General features: G+C 72.4%; 7 protein-coding genes. 6 read left to right on the top strand and 1 reads right to left on the bottom strand.

Annotated elements, in window-relative coordinates:
- Nucleotides 1-74 precede the first annotated feature (74 nt).
- The 6 genes from ACG10_RS20350 (at nucleotide 75) to fhuF (ending at nucleotide 21853) form a co-directional block, all read left to right on the top strand.
- Nucleotides 75-10910, top strand: coding sequence for a non-ribosomal peptide synthetase (locus ACG10_RS20350; protein ID WP_089169603.1), 10836 nt, complete (start codon nucleotides 75-77; stop codon nucleotides 10908-10910).
- Nucleotides 10907-16282, top strand: a complete 5376-nt coding sequence (locus tag ACG10_RS20345; RefSeq protein WP_198318982.1) for an amino acid adenylation domain-containing protein — start codon at nucleotides 10907-10909, stop codon at nucleotides 16280-16282. Before ACG10_RS20350 ends, ACG10_RS20345 begins: the two co-directional genes overlap by 4 nt.
- 300 nt (nucleotides 16283-16582) lie before the next feature.
- On the top strand, nucleotides 16583-18718 hold the full coding sequence (locus ACG10_RS20340) for a TonB-dependent siderophore receptor (RefSeq protein ID WP_157731493.1): 2136 nt from the start codon (nucleotides 16583-16585) through the stop codon (nucleotides 18716-18718).
- On the top strand, nucleotides 18687-19685 hold the full coding sequence (locus ACG10_RS20335; protein WP_232487150.1) for a GNAT family N-acetyltransferase: 999 nt from the start codon (nucleotides 18687-18689) through the stop codon (nucleotides 19683-19685). Before ACG10_RS20340 ends, ACG10_RS20335 begins: the two co-directional genes overlap by 32 nt.
- A gap of 137 nt (nucleotides 19686-19822) precedes the next feature.
- On the top strand, nucleotides 19823-21127 hold the full coding sequence (locus ACG10_RS20330; protein ID WP_089169600.1) for a lysine N(6)-hydroxylase/L-ornithine N(5)-oxygenase family protein: 1305 nt from the start codon (nucleotides 19823-19825) through the stop codon (nucleotides 21125-21127).
- Entirely contained in the window at nucleotides 21128-21853 is a 726-nt protein-coding gene (gene fhuF, locus ACG10_RS20325; RefSeq protein WP_089169599.1) for a siderophore-iron reductase FhuF, read from the top strand. It abuts the gene before it with no gap.
- A 337-nt stretch (nucleotides 21854-22190) separates the two neighbouring features.
- On the opposite strand, the gene ACG10_RS20320 is transcribed toward fhuF, so the two are convergent.
- Nucleotides 22191-23192, bottom strand: coding sequence for an IS110 family RNA-guided transposase (locus ACG10_RS20320; RefSeq protein ID WP_089169598.1), 1002 nt, complete (start codon nucleotides 23190-23192; stop codon nucleotides 22191-22193).
- Nucleotides 23193-23264 lie beyond the last annotated feature (72 nt).

Raw genomic sequence — 23264 nt, 5'->3', positions numbered from 1 at the left:
GCGCCGCCATCCGCTTTCGCCGCCATTCCGGTCGCCGCCCGGCGGCCGGGCCGTTCCGCCTCCGAGGTGCCGACATGACCGCCCATTCCCCGCTTTCCCCCCTGCCGCCGGCTGCGCCGGCCTGGCAGCCGCTCGGCCCGGCCCAGCAGCGGCTGTGGTTCTTCAGCCGCCTGGAGCCGGACAGCGACGCCTACCACCTCGCCGGCCTCTGGCGGTTTTCCGGCGCGCTGGACGCCGCGGCCCTGCGCTACAGCCTGGACCGCCTGCTGGCGCGCCATGCCGTCCTGCGCACCCGGCTGCGCGAGCGCGGCGGCGTCGCCGAGCAGACCCTGGCGGCGGCCGAGCCCATGCCGCTGGAGCTGGTCGAGCTGGACGGTGCCGGCGACGCGGAACTCGAGCGCCGGGCCGGCGACTTCGTCGCGCGGCCCTTCGACCTGGCCCGCGGCCCGCTGGTGCGCTGCCAGCTCTATCGCCTCGGCGCGCAGCGCCATGCGCTGGTGATGGTGATGCATCACCTGGTCTTCGATGCCTGGTCGCTGCGCCGGCTGATGGCGGAGCTGGCCGAGGGCTATCGCCTGTTCCGCGCCGCAGAGGTTCCGCCGGCAGCGGACGCCGCCGCACTGGACGCGGCCTACGCCGCCTGCGCCCGGGCGCAGCGCGACTGGCTGGCGGGCGACGCGTGCCGGCGCCAGCTGGACTTCTGGCGCGCCGAGCTGGCCGGCGAGGCGCCGGCCCAGAGCCTCGCTCCGGACCGTCCGCGTCCGCCGCGCGCCGCCTGCCGGGCGCGCTTCCACGAACTGCGCCTGCCGGCGGCGCTGGTCGCGCGGCTGCAGGCGCTGGCCGGCGAATGCCGGGCGACCCCCTTCAACCTGCTGCTCGCCGCCCTGCAGCTGCAGCTGGCGCGGCTCTCCGGCCAGCCGGAGGTGCGCGTCGGCGTGCCGGTGGCCAACCGCACGCGCGACAACGAGGCGCTGCTCGGTTTCCACGTCAACACCGTCGTGCTGGCCGGCCGTCCGCAGGGGCGGCTGAGCGTGCGCCAGTGGCTCGGCGAGGTGCGCGCGCGGCTGCGCCGCGCCCAGTCCCACCGCACGCTGCCGCTGGAACGGCTGGTCGAGGAGCTGCAGCCGGAGCGTCGCCTCGGCCAGCAGCCGCTGTTCCAGATCGCCTTCAACTACCGCCACGACGAGCCCTTGCCGGCCGACTGGCTACCCGGTCTGGACACGGCGTTCGAGCGGCTGCCGACCCGCGAAATCCCCTTCGACCTGGCGCTGGACGCGGTGCGCGGCGCCGACGGCGGCCTGAGCATCACCGTCGCCTGGGCCGAGGAGCTGTTCGAGGCGGCGAGCGTCGAGCGGCTGGTCGAAGGCTTCGTCGCCCTGCTCGAGCAATTCGTCGCCGACCCCGAGCGCCGGCTGGCCGAGCTGGACCTGCTGGACGCGGCGCAGCGCGCGCAACTGGAAGCCTGGAACGCCTGCCGCCAGTCCCACGATCCGGCCCGCCTGCTGCCCGAACTGATCGCCGAGCAGGCCCGCTTGCGCCCGCAGGCCATCGCCCTGGTCCACGGCGCGACGCGGGTCAGCTACGCCGAGCTGGAGGCCCGCGCCAACCGCCTGGCCCGGCACCTGATCGCCTGCGGCGTCGGCCCGGAGGCGCGGGTCGGCCTGTGCCTGGAGCGCGGCACGGCGATGATCGAAGGGTTGTTGGCGATCCTCAAGGCCGGCGGCGCCTTCGTCCCGCTCGACCCCGACTATCCCCGCGAGCGGCTGGCCTACATGGCCGAGGATTCCGGGCTGAAATGGCTGGTCACCACCTCGGCCCTGCGCGGACGGCTGCCGCTGGGCGAGGGCGTCGAGGCGCTCTGCCTGGACCTGCTCGATACCGGCAACTACAGCGCCAAGCTGCCGGCCGTGACTATCCATCCGCAGAACCTCGCCTACCTGATCTACACCTCCGGCTCGACGGGCAGGCCCAAGGGCGTGGCGGTGAACCACGCCGGGCTGTCCATGCACGTGCAGACCATCGGCCAGCGCTACGGCATGACCCCGGACGACGTGGAGCTGCACTTCGCCTCGATCAGCTTCGACGGCGCCCTGGAGCGCTGGACGGTGCCGCTGGCCTTCGGCAGCCGGCTGGTGATCCGCGACCAGCAGCTGTGGACGGCCGAGCAGACCTGCGCGGTGCTGCAGAAGGAGGGCGTGACCATCGCCTGCTTCCCGCCCAGCTACGTCGGCCAGTTGCTCGACTGGATCGAGGCACACGACCTGAAGTTGCCGGTGCGCTCCTGGACCCTCGGCGGCGAGGCCTTCACCCGCGAGACCTACGAGCGGCTGCAGAAGGTTCTCCAGCCGCCACGGATCATCAACGGCTACGGCCCCACCGAGACGGTGGTGACCCCGCTGATCTGGGAGGCCTTCCCCGGCACCGCGCTGAACGCCGCCTACGCGCCGATCGGCACCTCGGTCGGTCCGCGCCGGCTGTACGTGCTCGACGGCGAACTCAACCCGCTGCCGCTCGGCGTGGCCGGCGAGCTGTACATCGGCGGCGAGATCGGCCTGGCGCGGGGTTATCACCAGCGCCCCGAGCTGACCGCCGAGCGCTTCCTGCCGGACCCGTTTGGCGCACCCGGCGAGCGTATGTACCGCACCGGCGACCTGGTGCGCTGGCGCGCAGACGGCGCGCTGGACTACCTGGGGCGGATCGACCAGCAGGTGAAGATCCGCGGTTTCCGTATCGAGCTGGGCGAGATCGAGAGCCGCCTGCTGGCCCATCCGCAGGTGGCCGAGGCGGCGGTGATCGCCCGGGAAACCCCGAGCGGCCGGCAACTGGTCGGCTATCTGGTGCCGCGCGGCCCGCTCGATCCGCTCGAGATTCGCAAGCAACTGGCCGAGGCGCTGCCGGACTACATGGTCCCCGCGCAGCTGATGCTGCTCGAGCGCCTGCCGCTGACCCCGGCGGGCAAGCTGGACCGCGCCGCGCTGCCCGAGCCGCAGTGGCAGGCGCAGGGCGACTACCAGGCGCCGCAGACGGAGCCCGAGCGCATCCTCGCCGACATCTGGGCGCAGCTCTTGGGCTTGGCGCAGGTCGGCCGGCAGGATCGCTTTTTCGAGCTGGGCGGCGACTCCATCGTCGCGTTGCAGGTGGTCGGCCGCGCGCGTCAGGCCGGCCTCGGCCTGACCCCTCGCGACGTATTCCAGCAGCAGAGCCTGGCGGCGCTGGCCGCGGCGGCCCGGCCGGTGGCCGCGCCGCGCATCGAGCAGGAGCCGGCCGAAGGCGTCGTGCCGCTGCTGCCGATCCAGGCGCGCCTGCTCGAGCGCCAGGGCACGGCGCCGTGCAACCAGTACCTGTTGTTCGAGCTGGCCGAGGACCTGGAGCCGATCCTCCTGGAGCAGGCCCTGCAGGCGCTGGTGGCGCACCACGACGCGCTGCGTCTGCATTTTGCCGAGGAAGACGGCGTCTGGCGCCAGTGGTACGGGAATCTGGACGAGCGCCACGAACTGCTCTGGCTCTGCGAGATGGCCGGTGAGGACGAGATCGCGGCGCTCGGCGCCGAAGCCCAGCGCAGCCTGGACCCGCACGCGGGGCCGTTGCTGCGCGCCTGCTGGCTGAGCCAGCCGGGCCGCGCCGACCGCCTGCTGCTGGCGATCCACCACCTGGCGGTGGACGGGGTGTCCTGGCGGGTGCTGCTGGAGGATCTGCTGGCCGCCTACCGGCAGCTGGCGGCGGGGCAACGCGTCGCGCTGCCGGCGCGGACCAGCTCCTTCCAGGCCTGGGTCGAGCGCCTGCAGGACTGGGCCGCTGGCCCGGCGCAGGCGCAGCGCGCGTTCTGGCAGGCCCAGGAGCGGGCCTGCGCGCAGCTGCCGCTGCTGTCCCGCGAGTCGGCCCGTGAGGGCCAGCGCCAGCGTCTCGAACTGAGCCTGCCGGCCGAGTTCAGCCGCGAGCTGCTGCAGGCCGCCCAGCAGGCCTACCGGCTGCGCGCCGACGAGGTGCTGCTCACCGCGCTGAGCCGGGTGCTCTGCGCCTGGAGCGAGCAGTGCTGCGTCTGCCTGCACCTGGAAAGCCACGGCCGCACGCCGCTGTTCGACGACCTCGACCTCAGCCGCACGGTCGGCTGGTTCACCAGCCTCTACCCGCTGCGCCTGCAGCCGGCGGCTGACCTGCCGGGCAGCCTCAAGGCGGTCAAGGAGCAGCTGCGCGCGGTGCGCGACGGCGGCCTGGCCTACGGTCTGCTGCGCCGGCGCGGCGAGCTGGACGGGGTCGTCCCGCAGGTGCTGTTCAACTACCTGGGCCAGTTCGAGGACGCGCGCGGCGGGCCGCTGCGCCTGCTCGACGCCGGCCTCTGGCGCGAGGCCGATGCGCCGCTCGACGCGCCCCTGTGCATCGACGCCGAGCAGCGCGGCGGCGCCCTGCGCCTGCGCCTCGACTTCAGCCCCAGCCAGTGGCAGCGCCCGACCCTCGAAGGCCTGCTGCAGCGCCTGCAGGACGAGCTGCGGGCGATCCGCGCCCACTGCGCCCACGCGCCCGCCGGCCTGACCCCCAGCGACGTGCCGCTGGCCGGGCTCGACCAGCCGCGTCTGGACGCGCTGCGCGGCGTCGAGGATCTCTACCCGCTGTCGCCGCTGCAGCAGGGCCTGCTGTTCCACAGCCGGCTCGGCGGCGCCGGCAGCTACGTCAACCAGCTGTGCCTGCCGCTCTCCGGCCTCGATCCGCTGCGCCTGCGCCGGGCCTGGGAGGAGGTGCTGGCACGCCACGCCATCCTGCGCAGCGCCTTCCTCGACGGCGAACCCCCGCTGCAGGCGGTGCATGGCGCCGTCGAGCTGCCCTGGCAGGAGCTGGACTGGCGCGCCGAGGCGGACTTCGACGCCGCGCTGCAGGCCTTCTGCGCCGCCGAGCGCGCCCGCGGCTTCGACCTCGCCCGGCCGCCCTTGCTGCGCCTGGCCCTGCTGCGCCGCGGCGCGCGCGACTGGCTGCTGGTCTGGACCCTGCACCACCTGCTGCTCGACGGCTGGAGCACCGCGCTGCTGCTCGGCGAGCTGCTGGCGCTCTACCACGGCGAGCGTCCGGCCGCGCCGCACGGTCAGTTCGGCGACTACATCGCCTGGCTGGCGCGGCGCGACGGCGCGGCCGACGAAGCCTTCTGGCGCGCCCGGCTGCAGGGCTTCGCCGAGCCCGGGCGGGTCGCCGGCAGCCTGGTCTGCCGCACGCCGGGCGAAGGGCCGGCGCGCCATCCCTTGCCGCTGGCGGCAGAGCAGGCAACCGCGCTGCGCGGCTTCGCCCAGCGCCATGGCCTGACCCTCAACACCCTGATCCAGGGCGCCTGGGCCCTGCTGCTCGGACGCCTGACCGGCCGCTCGCGGGTCTGCTTCGGCACCACCGTGGCCGGCCGGCCGGCCGAGCTGGCCGGCAGCGAGCGGCTGCCTGGCCTTTTCATCAACACCCTGCCGGTGCCGGTCGCGCTGCCCGCCGCGCAGCCGCTCGGCGCCTGGCTGGCCGCGCTGCAGGCCGACAACCTGGCGCTGCGCGAGCACGAGCACACGCCGCTCTACGACATCCAGCGCTGGGCCGGGCGCGCCGGCGAGGCGCTGTTCGACAGCCTGCTGGTGTTCGAGAACTACCCGCTGGGCGACGCCCTGCGCCAGGCCGAGCGCGGCGGGCTGCGCCTGGGCGCGCCGCAGAGCCACGAGGCCACCCACTACCCGCTGACCCTGGCGGTGCTGCCGGGCGAGGAACTGGAGCTGCTGCTGGCCTACGACCGCGCGCAGTTCGACGAGGAGGGCATCGGGCGGCTGGCCGGCCTGCTGCGGCAGATCCTCGTCGAGCTGGTCGGCGATCCGGCGCGTCCGCTGGCGGCTCTCGACCTGCTGAACGTGCAGGACCGGGAGCAATTGGAGGCCTGGAACGCCTGCCGCCAGTCCCACGATCCGGCCCGCCTGCTGCCCGAACTGATCGCCGAGCAGGCCCGCTTGCGCCCGCAGGCCATCGCCCTGGTCCACGGCGCGACGCGGGTCAGCTACGCCGAGCTGGAGGCCCGCGCCAACCGCCTGGCCCGGCACCTGATCGCCTGCGGCGTCGGCCCGGAGGCGCGGGTCGGCCTGTGCCTGGAGCGTGGCACGGCGATGATCGAAGGCCTGCTGGCGATTCTGAAAGCCGGCGGCGCCTTCGTCCCGCTCGACCCCGATTATCCCCGCGAGCGGCTGGCCTACATGGCCGAGGATTCCGGGCTGAAATGGCTGGTCACCACCTCGGCCCTGCGTGGCCGGCTGCCGCTGGGCGAGGGCGTCGAGGCGCTCTGCCTGGACCTGCTCGATACCGGCAACTACAGCGCCAAGCTGCCGGCCGTGACTATCCATCCGCAGAACCTCGCCTACCTGATCTACACCTCCGGCTCGACGGGCAGGCCCAAGGGCGTGGCGGTGAACCACGCCGGGCTGTCCATGCACGTGCAGACCATCGGCCAGCGCTACGGCATGAGCCCCGAGGATGTGGAGCTGCACTTCGCCTCGATCAGCTTCGACGGCGCCCTGGAGCGCTGGACGGTGCCGCTGGCCTTCGGCAGCCGGCTGGTGATCCGCGACCAGCAGCTGTGGACGGCCGAGCGGACCTGCGCGGTGCTGCAGAAGGAGGGAGTGACCATCGCCTGCTTCCCGCCCAGCTACGTCGGCCAGTTGCTCGACTGGATCGAGGCGCAGAATCTCAAGCTGCCGGTGCGCTCCTGGACCCTCGGCGGCGAGGCCTTCACCCGCGAGACCTACGAGCGCCTGCAGAAAGTTCTTCAGCCCAAACGGATCATCAACGGCTACGGCCCCACCGAGACGGTGGTCACCCCGCTGATCTGGGAGGCCTTCCCCGGCACGGCGCTGGACGCCGCCTATGCGCCGATCGGCACCCCGGTCGGCCCGCGCCGGCTGTACGTGCTCGATTCCGAACTCAACCCGCTGCCGCTCGGCGTGGCCGGCGAGCTGTACATCGGCGGCGAGGTGGGCCTGGCGCGCGGTTATCACCAGCGCCCCGAGCTGACCGCCGAGCGCTTCCTGCCGGACCCGTTTGGCGCACCCGGCGAGCGTATGTACCGCACCGGCGACCTGGTGCGCTGGCGTGAAGACGGCGCACTGGACTACCTGGGGCGGCTCGACCAGCAGGTGAAGATCCGCGGCTTCCGCATCGAGCTGGGCGAGATCGAAAGCCGCCTGCTGGCCCATCCGCAGGTGGCCGAGGCGGCGGTGATCGCCCGCGAGACGCCGGCCGGCAGGCAACTGGTGGGCTATCTGGTGCCGCGCGGCCCGCTCGATCCGCTCGAGATTCGCAAGCAACTGGCCGAGGCGCTGCCGGACTACATGGTCCCCGCGCAGCTGATGGTGCTGGAGCGCCTGCCGCTGACCCCGGCGGGCAAGGTGGACCGCGCCGCGCTGCCCGAGCCGCAGTGGCAGGCCCGCGACGACTACGAGGCGCCGCAGGGCGACAGCGAGCGCATCCTCGCCGAGATCTGGGCGCAGCTGCTGGGCCTGCCGCGGGTCGGGCGCAACGACCAGTTCTTCGCGCTGGGCGGCGACTCCATCGTCGCCCTGCAGGTGGTGTCGCGCCTGCGCAGCGGGCACGGCCTGGCGCTGAGCCTCGCCGCCCTGTTCGAGGCCCCGCGCCTGGCCGACTGCGCCGCACGCATCGCCCCCGCGCAGCAGCCGGCGCCGGCGCTCCGCAGCCTGCCGCGCAGCGGCGCCCTGCCGCTGTCCCACGCCCAGCGCCGCCTGTGGTTCCTCGCCCGGCTGGAGCCGGAGAACACCGCCTACCACATGCCGGCCGGCCTCGACCTGCACGGCCGACTCGACCGCGCCGCCCTGCAGGCCAGCCTGGATCTGCTGGTGGCGCGCCACGAGAGCCTGCGCACGCGCTTCGTCGAGGCCGACGGCGAGCCGCGCCAGCTCGTCCTACCGCCGACCGGGCTGGGCATCGTCCACCACGACTTGGCCGAACTGGCGCCGGCCGAGCGCGAGGCGGCGGTGCAGGCGATCACCGCGCAGCTGCTGCACACGCCCTTCGACCTGGCGCGTCAGCCGCTCTTGCGGGTGGCCCTGCTGCGCTTGGGCGAGGACCGGCACCGCCTGCTGCTGGTGCAGCACCACATCGTCTCCGACGGCTGGTCGCTGCAGCGCTTCATCGACGAGTTCTGCCGCGCCTACGCGGCCTTCGCCGAGGGCCGCGAGCCGCGCTTCGATCCGCTGCCGCTGCAGTACGCCGACTACGCGCAGTGGCAGCGCGACTGGCTGGCAAGCGGCGAGGGCGCGCGCCAGCTGGACTACTGGCGCGCCGCGCTGGGCGAGCATCAGCCGCTCTTGGAGCTGCCCGCCGACCATCCGCGCCCGCCGCGCGCCGCCCTGCGCGGGGCGCGCCTGCGCTTCAATGTGCCGCAGGCGCTGACCGCCCGCCTGCGCGAGCTGGCCCGGCGCGAGAACGCCACCCTGTTCACCGTGCTGCTGGCCGCCTGGCAATCCCTGCTGCACCGCTACAGCGGCCAGGAGGACATCCGCGTCGGTGTGCCGGTGGCCGGCCGCAGTCTGCCGGAGACCGAGGGCGTGCTCGGCTGCTTCGTCAACACCCTGGTGCTGCGCGGCGCGCCGAGCGCGGACAAGCCGTTCCGCCGGCTGCTCGGCGAGCTGCAGCAGGCCAGCCGCGAGGCCCTGGCCCATCAGGAGCTGCCCTTCGACCAGCTGGTCGAGGCGCTGCAGCCGCAGCGCAGCCTCGGCCATCACCCGCTGTTCCAGGTCGCCTTCAACCACCAGACGGTCGATTTCTCCGCCCTGCACGAGTTGCCGGGGCTGACTGTCGATCCGTTCGACCCCGGCGCGGCCGGGGCGCAGTTCGACCTGGGCCTGGACACCGAGGAAGACCCCGACGGCCGCCTGTCCGGCTTCGTCGGCTACGCCTGCGAGCTGTTCGGGACGCCGCGCATCGAGCGCCTGGTGCAGCACTTCCTGCACCTGCTGGAAGGCCTGTGCGACGACCCGGAGCAGGCCATCGGCCAGCTGCCGCTGCTGACCGCGGAGGAGGAGGCGCGCATCGCCGCCTGGAACCGTACCGGGCGCGACTACGGCCCCTTCGTCCCGGTCAGCGCGCTGATCGCCCGGCAGGCCGCGGCCACCCCGGACGCCCCGGCGCTGGCTTTCGGCGAGCGCCGGCTCAGCTACGCCGAGCTGGACGCCGCGATCAACCGCCTGGCCCGGCGTCTGCGCGCCCGCGGCGTCGGCCCCGGCGTGCCGGTCGGCATCAGCCTGGAGCGCTCGGTGGAGCTGGTGCTCGGCCTGCACGCCATCGTCCGCGCCGGCGGCGCCTATGTGCCGCTTGACCCGGACTACCCGGCCGAGCGCCTGGCCTATCTGCTGGAGGACTCCGGCATCGCCCTGCTGCTCGGCCACAGCCGGCTGCTCGACGGCCTGCCGCTGCCCGACGGCCTCGCCGTGCTCTGCCTGGACACGGAAGACTGCAGCGCCGAGCCGGCCACGCCGCCGGCGGTCGACCTGCAGCCGGACGATCTGGCCTACGTCATCTACACCTCCGGCTCCACCGGCCAGCCCAAGGGCGCCGGCAACAGCCACGCGGCCCTGGCCAACCGCCTGCTGTGGATGCAGGAGGCCTACCGCATCGGCCCCGGCGACTGCGTGCTGCAGAAGACCCCGTTCAGCTTCGACGTCTCGGTCTGGGAGTTCTTCTGGCCGCTGATGACCGGTGCCTGCCTGGCCGTCGCCGCGCCGGGCGACCACCGCGACCCGCAGCGGCTGGTCGAACTGATCGACCGGCACCGGGTCACCACCCTGCACTTCGTGCCCTCGATGCTGCAGGCCTTCGTCGCCCATCCGGGGCTCGGGGCCTGTCGGAGCCTCACGCGCATCGTCTGCAGCGGCGAGGCGCTGCCGGTCGAGCTGCAGGCGCGGCTGTTCCAGCGCCTGCCGGGCGTCGCCCTGTACAACCTCTACGGCCCGACCGAGGCGGCCATCGACGTCAGCCACTGGAGCTGCGTCGACGAGGGGCGGGCGGCGGTGCCGATCGGCCGGCCGATCGCCAACCTGCGCCTGCACATCCTCGACGGCCGGCTCCAGCGCGTGCCGGTGGGCGTGCCGGGCGAGCTGTACCTGGCCGGCATCGGCCTGGCGCGCGGCTACCACCGCCGCCCGGCGCTGACCGCCGAGCGCTTTCTGCCCGACCCCTTCGGCCCGCCCGGCTCGCGCATGTACCGCACCGGCGACCTGGCGCGCTGGCGCGAGGACGGCGCGGTCGACTACCTGGGGCGCATCGACCATCAGGTGAAGATCCGCGGCTTTCGCGTCGAACTAGGCGAGATCGAGGCGCTGCTCGCCGCCCGGGCCGGGGTCGCCGAAGCCGTGGTGGTGGCCCGCGACACGCAGATCGGCAAGCAGCTGGTCGGCTATCTGGTCGCCGACGGCGAGCCTGCCGACGAGGCCGCCTGGCTGGCCGGGCTGAAGGCCGCGCTCAAGGCGGCGCTGCCCGAGCACATGGTGCCGGCGGCGCTGGTGCGTCTGGCGCGCATGCCGCTGTCGCCCAACGGCAAGCTGGAGCGCCGCGCGCTGCCCGAGCCGCACTGGCAGACGCGCAGCTTTCGCGCGCCGCAGAGCGCGCTGGAGCAGGCCCTGGCGGCGATCTGGGCGGAGTTGCTGGAAGTGCCGCAGGTCGGCCTCGACGACAACTTCTTCGAGCTGGGCGGGCATTCGCTGCTGGCCACCCGGGCGGTGGCCCTGGTGCGCCAGCGCCTGGAGCTGGAGGTGCCGCTGCGCGCCTTCTTCGAACTGGACAGTCTCGCCGCCCTGGCCGAGTCGCTGGCGCCGCAGGCGCCGGCCGGCGCCGGGAGCGAGGACGGGGCGCTGCAGGAGATGGCGGCGCTGCTCGACGAGCTGGAGGCACTGTGAGCAATCCGATCGACAAGGCCGCGCTGGCGCGGCGTTTCCTGGCCCTCGGCGCGGCCGAGCAGAGGCGCTTTCTCGAACTGCTGAAGGCCAGGGGCATCCGCTTCGAGCTGCTGCCGCTGGTGCCGGCGCCGCGCGGCGAACGCCTGCTGGCCTCCCACGCGCAGCGCCGGCTGTGGCTGGCCGGCCAGGTGGAGCCGGAGAGCAGCGCCTACCACATGGTCGGCGCCTTCGCCCTCGACGGCATGCTGGACCGCCCGGCCCTGCTCGGCGCGCTGGCCCTGATCGTCGAGCGCCACGAGGCGCTGCGCACGCGCTTCGTCGAAGCCGACGGCGAGCCCTGGCAGGTCATCGACCCGCCGCGGCCGCCGGCCCTGGAGGAGCACGACCTGCGCGGCGCGCCGCAGCGCCTCGAAGAGCTGGCGGACGCGCATGCCGCGCGGCCCTTCGACCTGGCCGGCGGCCCGCCGCTGCGGGTGCAGCTGCTACAGCTCGACGCGGCGCGCTGGCGGCTGCAGATCGTCACCCACCACATCGTCTCCGACGGCTGGTCGATCGGCGTGTTCGCCGCCGAGCTGGCCGGCGCCTACGCCGCGCTGCAGCAGGGCCGGGCGCCGGCGCTCGCGCCCCTGCCGATCCAGTATGCCGACTTCGCCCCCTGGCAGCGCGCCTGGCTGGATGCCGGCGAAGGCGAGCGCCAGCTCGCCTACTGGCGCGAGCGGCTGGGCGGCGAGCAGCCGCTGCTGGCCCTGCCGTACCGCCAGGACGGCGGCACCGGACGCAGCGCCGAGCGCCTCGTGCGGGAGATTCCCGCCGCGCTGGCCGCACGCCTCGGCGCGCTGGCCCGGGGCGAGGGCGCGACCCTGTTCCAGCTGCTGCTGGCTGCCTTCCAGCTGCTGCTGGCGCGCTACAGCGGGCAGCGCGACATCCGCGTCGGCGTGCCGGTGGCCAACCGCCAGCGGGCGGAGATCGCCCCGCTGATCGGTTTCTTCGTCAACACCCAGGTGCTGCGCGCCGAGCTGAGCCCGCAGGACAGCTTCCGCGACCTGCTCGGCCAGGTGCGCCAACGCGCCCTGGAGGCCCAGGAGCACCAGGACCTGCCGTTCGACCGGCTGGTCGAGGCCCTGGCCCCCGCGCGCAGCCCCGGGCAGACGCCGCTGTTCCAGGTGCTGTTCAACCACCAGCGCCGCGACCTCGGCGCGCTGCACGAACTGCCCGGCCTGCGCCTGACGCCGCTGGAGCAGCCGGTGCCGCACGCCATCTTCGACCTGGCGCTGGACAGCGAGGAAGGCGCCGATGGCGCGCTGCGCCTGGTGTTCACCCACGCCCGCGAGCGCCTTGATGGCACTCTGGTGGCGCGCATGGCCGGCCACTTCGCCGGCCTGCTCGAACGCCTGGGCGAGTCCCTCGACCGGCCGCTGGCGCAGCTGCAACTGCTCGATGCGCAGGACCGGGCGCAACTGGAGGCCTGGAACGCCTGCCGCCAGTCCCACGATCCGGCCCGCCTGCTGCCCGACTTGATCGCCGGGCAGGCCCGCCTGCGCCCGCAGGCCATCGCCCTGGTCCACGGCGCGACGCGGGTCAGCTACGCCGAGCTGGAGGCCCGCGCCAACCGCCTGGCCCGGCACCTGATCGCCTGCGGCGTCGGCCCGGAGGCGCGGGTCGGCCTGTGCCTGGAGCGCGGCACGGCGATGATCGAAGGGTTGTTGGCGATCCTCAAGGCCGGCGGCGCCTTCGTCCCGCTCGACCCCGACTATCCCCGCGAGCGGCTGGCCTACATGGCCGAGGATTCCGGGCTGAAATGGCTGGTCACCACCTCGGCCCTGCGCGGACGGCTGCCGCTGGGCGAGGGCGTCGAGGCGCTCTGCCTGGACCTGCTCGATACCGGCAACTACAGCGCCAAGCTGCCGGCCGTGACTATCCATCCGCAGAACCTCGCCTACCTGATCTACACCTCCGGCTCGACGGGCAGGCCCAAGGGCGTGGCGGTGAACCACGCCGGGCTGTCCATGCACGTGCAGACCATCGGCCAGCGCTACGGCATGACCCCGGACGACGTGGAGCTGCACTTCGCCTCGATCAGCTTCGACGGCGCCCTGGAGCGCTGGACGGTGCCGCTGGCCTTCGGCAGCCGGCTGGTGATCCGCGACCAGCAGCTGTGGACGGCCGAGCAGACCTGCGCGGTGCTGCAGAAGGAGGGCGTGACCATCGCCTGCTTCCCGCCCAGCTACGTCGGCCAGTTGCTCGACTGGATCGAGGCACACGACCTGAAGTTGCCGGTGCGCTCCTGGACCCTCGGCGGCGAGGCCTTCACCCGCGAGACCTACGAGCGCCTGCAGAAAGTTCTTCAGCCCAAACGGATCATCAACGGCTACGGCCCCACCGAGACGGTGGTCACCCCGCTGATCTGGGAGGCCTTCCCCGGCACGGCGCTGGACGCCGCCTATGCGCCGATCGGCACCCCGGTCGGCCCGCGCCGGCTGTACGTGCTCGATTCCGAACTCAACCCGCTGCCGCTCGGCGTGGCCGGCGAGCTGTACATCGGCGGCGAGGTGGGCCTGGCGCGCGGTTATCACCAGCGCCCCGAGCTGACCGCCGAGCGCTTCCTGCCGGACCCGTTTGGCGCACCCGGCGAGCGTATGTACCGCACCGGCGACCTGGTGCGCTGGCGTGAAGACGGCGCACTGGACTACCTGGGGCGGCTCGACCAGCAGGTGAAGATCCGCGGCTTCCGCATCGAGCTGGGCGAGATCGAAAGCCGCCTGCTGGCCCATCCGCAGGTGGCCGAGGCGGCGGTGATCGCCCGCGAGACGCCGGCCGGCAGGCAACTGGTGGGCTATCTGGTGCCGCGCGGCCCGCTCGATCCGCTCGAGATTCGCAAGCAACTGGCCGAGGCGCTGCCGGACTACATGGTCCCCGCGCAGCTGATGGTGCTGGAGCGCCTGCCGCTGACCCCGGCGGGCAAGGTGGACCGCGCCGCGCTGCCCGAGCCGCAGTGGCAGGCCCGCGACGACTACGAGGCGCCGCAGGGCGACAGCGAGCGCATCCTCGCCGAGATCTGGGCGCAGCTGCTGGGCCTGCCGCGGGTCGGGCGCAACGACCAGTTCTTCGCGCTGGGCGGCGACTCCATCGTCGCCCTGCAGGTGGTCGGCCGTGCGCGCCAGCAGGGGCTGGCGCTGACGCCGCGCGATCTGTTCCAGCATCAGCGTCTGGCCGATCTGGCCGGCGTGGCGCGCCCGCTGGCGGCCCCGGCCGTCGACACCGGGCCGGCCGAAGGCGTCGTGCCGCTGACGCCGATCCAGGCGCATTTCTTCGCCCTCGGCCAGGCCGTGCCGGCGCACTGGAACCAGTCGCTGTGGCTGGAGCTGCAGCGCCCGCTCGATCCCGTGCTGCTGGAGCAGGCCCTGCAGGCGCTGGTGGCGCACCACGACGCGCTGCGTCTGCATTTTGCCGAGGAAGACGGCGTCTGGCGCCAGTGGTACGGGACGCTGGACGAGCGCCACGAACTGCTCTGGCGGCGCGAGGCCGTCGATGCCGGCGAGGCCGAAGCCTTCTGCGCGGCGGCCCAGCGCAGTCTGGACCTGCAGGAAGGCCCGCTGCTGCGCGCGCTCTACCTGCGCCAGAGCGGGCAGCCGGACCGCCTGCTGCTGGCCATCCACCATCTGGCGGTGGACGGGGTATCCTGGCGGGTGCTGCTGGAGGATCTGCTGGCCGCCTACCGGCAGCTGGCGGCGGGGCAGGGCGCCGCACTGCCGGCGCGGACCTGCTCCTTCAAGGCCTGGGCCGAGCATCTGCAGCGCTGGGCGCTGGGCGAGGAGGCACGGCGCGAGCTGGATCTCTGGTGCTCGCAGCTGTCCGGCCCGGAGCCGGAGCGGCCTGTGGCGCGGGCGAGCTTCGCCGAGCGCCGCAGCCTGCGCCTGGCCTTCGACCGTGCGACCACGCAGCGGCTGCTCGGCGGCGCGGCCGGCGGGCGTGTCGACGCCCTGCTGCTCGCCGCCCTGACCCGGGCCTACTGCGCCCGGAGCGGCGCGCCGGCGCTGCGCGTCGATCTCGAAGGCCATGGCCGCGAGGCGCTGGCCGAAGGGCTCGACCCGAGCCGCACGGTCGGCTGGTTCACCAGCCTCTACCCGCTGCGCCTGCTGCCGGCCGGCGATCCGCTCGCGCAGCTGGAGCGGGTGCTCGCCGGGCTGCTCCAGGTGCCGCGCGGCGGTGTCGGCTACGGCGCGCTGCGCTGGCTCGGCACGCCCGAGGCGCGCGCCGCCCTGGCCGCGCTGCCGGCGGCGCAGCTGACCTTCAACTACCTCGGCCAGTACGCCGGCGAGGCGGACGGCTGGTTCCGCCCGCTTGAAGGCGGCGGCGCCCAGCAGGCGCCTGACAACCCGCTGGGCAGTCCGCTGGCCGTCAACGGGCAGATCTTCGACGGCGCGCTGGCGCTGGCCTGGGAATATGCCGCCGGCCACTACGCCGAGGAGGCCATCCGCGCGCTGGCCGAGGCCTTCCGCCGCGAGCTGCTGGCGCTGCTCGACGCATTGGCCCGCGCCGGCGCCGCCGGGCCTTTGCCGCTGGTGCGCCTGTCACGCCGGACCGCGCCTGTCACGCCGCTGTTCTGCCTGCACCCGGTCACCGGCCGGGCCACCGGCTACCAGCCGCTGGCCGCAGCGCTGGAGGGCCGGCACAGCCTGCTGGGCCTGCAGTGCCGCAGCTTCCTTGACCCGCAGTGGCGCGACGAAAGCCTCGCGGCGATGGCCGACGCCTATCTGGACGCGCTGCTCGCCGAACAGCCGCAGGGGCCGTACCGGCTGCTCGGCTGGTCGCTGGGCGGCAGCCTGGCGCTGGAGCTGGCGGCGCGGCTGGAGGCGCGCGGCGAGACGGTGGCCTTCCTCGGCCTGCTCGACTGCTACGTGCCGGGCACCGAGATCCCCGCCGACGACGCCCGCCATCCCGAGGCGCGGGTGCGTTTCGCCGGGCACCTGCGCCTGCTGCTGCCGGAGCTGGCGGCGCCGGACCAGTTGCTGGAGCGGCTCGCGCCGCTGGCGCCGCTGGACTGGCCGGCGGCCTGCCGCGCCTGGCTGGCCGCGCAGCCGCTGGACGCCCTGGCCCGGCAGAGCCTGGAGGAGCTGCTGTTCGCCTGGTCGGTGGAGCAGCACCTGCGCCGCCTGTGCGCCGGCTACCGCTTGCCGCAGGTTTCGGTGCGCCCGCACTGCTGGTGGGCGGCGCAGCCGCCGGGGCGCGCCGACCTGCTGCGCGCCGGGCTGCGCCGGGTGCTGGGCGAGCCGGCCGGCGAGCGGATCGTCGATACCGACCACCTGGGCATCGTCCGCGCCGCTGAGGTGCTCGCCGGGCTGGCGCAGGTGCTGGACGGGCTGGAGGGGTAGGGGGGCGCTGCCGTTGGTGGGTAACGCTGCGCGGTTACCCACCCTGTGCGCTGCGTGCTTTTATTCCATTGCAGATCAATCCCTTGCCGCAATGAAACAATCTTTTACCGGAAATCCCTAAATTTTCCCCGCCCCGATCCGTCTTTACAGGCAGTCCGGATGCAAACAAGAAGCCTTCTTATTTATGGTTTGCGGGGGAGTCAGGAGCATGAGGTTGTTGCATCATCCATGGGGGCGGTCTGCTCCCTTCGCCCGAGGCCGTCTGGCCGTGGCGCTGCTCTGCGCGCTGGGCGCGGGGCCATGCCGGCCGGTGCCGTCGAGGAGGACGAGGAGGACAAGGGCGCGCTGCAGCTGGAGCAGGTCACGGTGGTCGACAAAGCCGACAGCCCGGTCGGCCCGGACACCGGCTACACCGCCAAGCGCACCCTGTCCGCGACCAAGACCGACACGGCGCTCAACGAGATCCCGCGGGCGGTGTCGATCACCACCGAGCAGCAGATGCGCGACCGCAAGGTGGTCAGCGTCAGCGACGCCCTGCGCTACACTGCCGGCGTGCAGGCCGGCTACTTCGGCGAGGACAACAAGCAGGACTGGTTCATCATCCGCGGCTTCAAGCAGGCCAACAACGGCCTCTACCGCGACGGCAACCGGGTGCATTCCTCCGGCTTCTTCAGCTGGCAGATCGACCCCTTCATGCTCGAACGGGTCGAGGTGCTGAAGGGCGCCGCCTCGGTGCTCTACGGCCAGAACCCGCCGGGCGGGGCGATCAACCTGGTCAGCAAGCGGGCGCCCTCCACCGCCTTCGGCGAGGTCGGCGTGCAGTACGGCAGCTATGACCACAAGCAGATGACCCTGGACATGGGCGGTCCGCTCGACGACGAGGGGCGCATCCTCTACCGGATCACCGCGCTCAGCCGCGACAACGGCACCCAGGTCGACCACGTCAACGCCGAGCGCATGCTGTTCGCGCCGACGCTGACCTTCAACTTCACCGACGACACCGCGCTGACCCTGCGCGCTAGCCTGGACCGCGACAACTCCGACCCGATGCTGCAGTTCCTGCCCGCCGAGGGCAGCCTGACCCACACCGCCAACGGGCAGATCCACGACAACGACGCGGTGGGCGATCCGAACTACGAGAAGTTCGAGCGCCACCAGTACAGCTTCGGCTACGAGTTCAGCCACCGCTTCAACGACGCTTGGTCGTTCCAGCAGAACCTGCGCTACGGGCACATGGACGTCGAGCTGCGGCAGATGTACAGCGCCGGCTACCTGAACGACCTGATACCCGGTTCCGACCCGGCCCGCCGCCAGCTGATGCGCGGGCTGAGCAACGCCGACGGCCAGTCCGACTCGATCTCGGTGGACAACCGCGTGGTCTACAAGTGGGAAGGCGACCGCCTGAAGAGCACCCTGCTGATGGGCCTCGACTACCAGAAGCTCGACATCGACGACAAGGACTACGCCAGCGACCCGATCGTGCTCAGCCCCATCGACATCTATAACCCCAGCTACGGAGGCCGGGTCAGCCTGGTCACCTCCACCCTGCGCCCGGTGACCGACGCCGACCTGCAGGACTTCCGCACCCGCTTCGACCAGCTCGGCCTCTACCTGCAGGAGCAGGTCAAGTTCGACGACCGCTGGGTGCTGCTGCTCGGCGGGCGCTACGACAAGTCGCGCGCCGACATCGACAACCGCACCACCGGGGTGGACAAGAACGTCCGCGACGAGGAATTCACCTGGAACGCCGGGCTGGCCTACCTGTTCGACAACGGCCTGACCCCCTACTTCAGCTACTCGGAGTTCTTCCTGCCGGTCGCCGAGGTCAACGGCCGCACCGGCGATCCCTTCGAGCCGGAGGAGGGCGAACAGTGGGAGGCCGGCATCAAGTACCAGCCGCCCGGCTTCGACGGCTCCTTCAACCTCGCGGTGTTCGAGCTGACCCAGAGCAACGTGCGCAAGAACACCAGCGGCGGCATCCAGACCCAGCTGGGCGAGGTGCGCACCAAGGGCATCGAGTTCGAGGCGGTGGCCAACGTCACCGAGCGCCTGAGCCTGACCGGCTCGATGACCTACCTCGACGCCGAGACCACCAAGTCGCCGCGCGCCAATGAGCGCGGCAAGACCCCCTCGCAGGTCGCCGACCGCATGGCCTCGCTGTGGGCGGTCTACACCTTCAGGGGCGGTCCGCTGGACGGCCTCGCCCTGGGCGGCGGCGCGCGCTACACCGGCAACAGCTGGGGCGACAACACCGAGACCATGGAAGTCCCGTCCTACACCCTGTACGACGCCATGGCCAGCTACAGCTGGGACGCTATCAAGCTGCAGCTCAACGCCACCAACGTGACCGACAAGAAGTTCGTCGCCACCTGCGACTACTACTGCTGGTATGGGAACCGCCGCAATGTCACAGCCTCTCTCACCTACTCCTGGTAACGCCGAACTGCCGCTGCCCGACGGCCGGCGGCTGTCCGCCGAGGGCAGCCTGCTGCTGCTCGACGGCGCGCCGCTGCTGCGCCTGGAGGGCGCCGACGGAACGCTGCACTGCCAGCCGCCGGCCGAGCCGGAATTCGCCCTGCAGGCGCTGGCCTACTGGCGCTTCAGCCGCGAGCCCGACTGCCAGCGCCTGGCGCTGGCCCTGCCCGGCGGGGTGCCGGAAGCGCTGCTGGAGAACGGCCTGGTCCGTCTCGACGCAGGGGTGCCGCTCATCGAGCGCGCCGCCTTCTGGCAGCTGCCGGGGCTCTGGCTGCGCGGCCGGCGCAGCGCCGGCTATCCCGAGCAGATGTGCATGCACGCCTCCGGGCGGCGCCATCCGCGTCGCCCGCCCAAGCCGCAGGGCGAGGTCTACCGGCGCTTCGACGCCCGCCTCGGCGCCTGGGTGGCGCTGCGCACCCTCGACGTCGAGGAGGACCTGGCGCGCTTCAACCGCTGGCAGAACCATCCGCGGGTGGCTGCCTTCTGGCAGGAGGAGGGCGACCTGGCGCGGCACCGCCGCTACCTCGAGGAGCTGGCCGCCGACCCGCGGGTGCTGACCCTGATCGGTGCCTTCGACGACGAGCCCTTCGCCTACTACGAGGCCTACTGGGCCAAGGAGGACCGTATCGCGCCCTTCTATGCGGTCGACGACTACGACCGCGGCATCCACATGCTGGTCGGCGAGGACCGCCACCGCGGCCCGCACAGGGTTGCCGCCTGGCTCGGCGCGCTGGCCCACTACCTGTTCCTCGACGAGCCGCGCACCCGGCGCATCGTCTGCGAGCCGCGCGCCGACAACGCGCGGATGATCCAGCACCTCCAGGCCCTGGGCTTCGCCCGGCTCAAGGAGTTCGATTTCCCGCACAAGCGCGCCGCCCTGATGGTGCTGGAGCGCGAAGCCTTCTTCGCCCGCTGCCGGCTGGCGTGAGCAACGTTTAAAAAGCGAGTCGCGATCCACGCGGCCACACCACTGATGAGGTCAGGCAGGGACCCGGCCCTCCGCGCCCGCAGCGCGGCCCGGCGGCCATCCTTGGAATGTCACAGACGACAGGATCGACATTGCACATGAGCATAGAAACGCTGGAATACGACGTGATCGGCGTGGGCTTCGGCCCGGCCAACCTGGCCATCGCCATTGCCCTGGAGGAGGACTCCAGGACCCGCGAGTCCGGGCTGCGCTATTGCTTCCTGGATAGCAAGCCGGCCTTCGAATGGCACGGCGGCATGCTGCTGGAGAACAGCCGCATGCAGATCTCCTACCTCAAGGACCTGGCGACCCTGCGCAATCCGGCGAGCCGCTTCACCTTCGTCAACTACCTGCACGAGAAGCAGCGCCTGCTGCCCTTCATCAACCTCGGCAGCTGCAACCCGTCGCGCATCGAGTACAACGACTACCTGCGCTGGGCCGCCGGCCACTTCGCCGAGCGCGTGCACTACGGCGAACAGGTGGTCGCCGTGGAGGGCGTCGAGGAGCGCGGCGAGGTGCAGCGCCTGCGGGTGGTCTCGCGGCTGGCCGACGGCCGCACGCATACCCGGCTGACCCGCAACCTGGTGGTCGGCATCGGCGCCCAGGCGGCGATCCCCGAGCTGTTCGCCGGCCTCAGGGGCGAGCCGCGGCTGATCCATTCCTCGCAGTACCTGGAGCGCATCGGCCAGTGCTGCCCCGAGCGCGAGGGCCGCTACCGGGTGGCAGTGCTCGGCTCCGGGCAGAGCGCCGCGGAGATCTACAGCGACCTCGCCGGCCGCTATCCGCAGGCCGAGATCAGCCTGGTGATGCGCGCCCAGGCGATGCGCCCGGCGGACGACAGCCCCTTCGTCAACGAGATCTTCGACCCGGCCTTCACCGACGTGGTCTACCGCCAGCCGCAGGCCGCCCGCCAGCAGCTGATCCGCTCGCTCAGCCACACCAACTATTCGGTGGTCAACCTGGACCTGATCGAGAGCATCTACCAGGACCTCTACCAGCAGCAGGTGATCGGCGCCGAGCAGCGCCGCCTGCTCGCCAATCGGCAGGTCCAGGCGGTGACGCCCGGCGCCGACGGCCTGCGCCTGAGCCTGCGCGACACCCGGGACGGCGGCGAGGAAGTGCACGCGTTCGACCTGCTGGTGCTCGCCACCGGCTACCGCCGCGACGCCCACTGGCGCCTGCTGGAAGGCATCGAGCGCCACCTGCACAAGGACGCCGGGCTGGAGCGCAGCTACCGCCTGCCGACCCGCGCCGGGTTCCAGCCGAACATCTTCCTGCAGGGCTGCTGCGAGGACAGCCACGGGCTCAGCGACACCCTGCTGTCGGTGGTCGCGGTGCGCTCCCAGGAGGTGGCCGAGGCGCTGCTCGCGGCCTGCCGCCAGCCGCAGGCGGCCTGTGCCTGAGTGATCCCGCCGCTCGCTCCCCTGTTCCAGGGCGCCTTCGCTGCTTACCGCGACGTGCTGACCCTGGCCGACGACCCGCGCGCCGCCCTGCCGGCGCGCGTCTTCCTTTCTCCCGCGCAGCTCGACGGGCAGCTGGCGCGCTTCGCCCCCGAATACGCCGGCGGCGACCCGCGCGCGCGGCTGTCGCTGTGGTCGAAATACTACTTCCGCCGGCTGCTGCCGCCGGTATTGGCCGCGAGCCTCATCCTCGACTGGCGCCTGCCGCTGGATCTCGACGACATCGGGGTGGTGGCCGGCGCCGACGGCCTGCCCGAAGCCTTCAAGCTGGCGCATGGCGGCGCAGCCTGGGCGAGCCCGCCCGATCCCTTCGCGCGCTTCGCCGAACTGCTCGACGGCCACCTGCAGCCGCTGATCCAGATCCTCGCCGCGCATTCCAAGGCGGCGCCGCGGCTGTTCTGGGGCAATGCCGGCGACTACTTCGAATGGTTCCTCGGCCAGCTCGAGGCCCTGCCGCTGCCCGCCGCCCGGCTGGCCGACGGCCGCGCCCTGCTGGCGTCCCCCCTGCGCCCGGACGGCACGCGCAACCCGCTGTTCGAGCCGGTCCGCTACCTTCCCGAGGGCGCCGGCCGGCCGCCGCGGCGGCAGCGCCGCGGCTGCTGCATCCTCGACCGCCTCGGCCTGCCGCTCTGCGACGACTGCCCGCGCCGGGACGCGCCGCCCCTGTAGGGCGGGTGAAACCCGCCGGACATGGCCAACGCCCGACGCACAATGGCGGGTTTCACCCGTATATGGACTCCCCCCGGTTTGCCAGTGAAACGCTTTGTCGACGACCGTGGTACGACTGCTTCCGTATATCCGGCTTTCGATGGAGCTCTGTTTGCCCCGAGCCATGATGAATGTCCGCTCATGTGCGCCTGATCGCCCTAGCGGCCTTGGTAACCAGAGGGCCTGGGGTGCAAGCAGGTTTCACACATGCCGGTTCGCCCGGTTCGTCATCGCTGCGTCACTGTGCAATCGTGGTGGATCTACCGCTCAACGTCTCCCCGGCTGTACAACCCGGGGCTCAGCCTGGCCAATAACCCTCGCCCCGGCTGAGGATCGCCCAGACGATCCGGGCATTCTTGTTCGCCAGGGCAACCGTGGCGATGTTCGGGTTGCGCCGGCAGACCCGTTGCCGAAGCCACTGACTGCGCCGGTCGGCCTTGTCCTGGCAGTGCCTGAGCACTGCCCGGGCGCCGTGAATCAGCAGGGTCCGCAAGTAGCTATCGCCCCGCGTGTTGATCGCCCCCAGGCGCTCCTTGCCACCGCTGGAGTGCTGGCGGGGAACCAGCCCCAGCCAGGCAGCGAACTGCCGGGCGCTGCTGAACTGGCGAGCATCGCCCACGGCCGACACCAGGGCGGTGGCCGTGATCGGACCGTGCAGCAGGCGCCCCACGCGTTCGTCCTCGCGAGCCTGGCGCTGGATCATGTCGTCGAGACGGGACAACCGCGCATCGTGCTCGTCCAGCTCGCCGCTCAACTCCGCCAGCAGCTCGCGCATCTGCCCGGGCAAGCCGTTCTGCGCATCCAGAGCCGTCTGCGTCAGTCGGCGGGTGGCTGCAACGCCGTGCCGGGCTTCGACCAGGCCAAACTCGCCCAGCAGCCCGCGAATCTCGTTGACCAGCGCCGTCCGTGCCCGGATCAGGCGGCTCCTGATCCGGTGCAGCGCCTGGCTGGCCTGCTGCCCGGCGCTCTTCACCTCGACATAGCGCATGCTCGGTCGACTGGCCGCCTCACAGATCGCCTCGGCGTCATTGGCGTCGTTCTTGCCGCTCTTGACGTAGGGTTTGACGAACTGCGGCGCGATCAGACGCACTTCGTGCCCGAGGGTCCGCAGTTCTCGCGCCCAGTAATGGGCACTGCCACAGGCCTCCATCGCCACCGTGCAGGGCTCGAGTCGACGAAAGAAGTCCAGCATTTGCGAGCGCTTGAGCTGCTTGCGGCAGACCGCCTGCTCGTGGCTGTCGACGCCATGAAGCTGGAATACCTGCTTTGCCCAATCGACGCCTATCCGCTTGAGTTTCATGGGGACTCCCTCCTCGGGTGACTGCTGTTTCCAGCAACTTCAGCCTGGCGCGTTGACGCCGTAGGAGGGGGG

The organism is Azotobacter chroococcum, from assembly GCF_002220155.1.
GTDB classification, from domain to species: domain Bacteria; phylum Pseudomonadota; class Gammaproteobacteria; order Pseudomonadales; family Pseudomonadaceae; genus Azotobacter; species Azotobacter chroococcum.
The sequence above is the reverse complement of the archived record's forward strand: the minus strand, read 5'-3'. Positions and strand labels throughout refer to the sequence as shown.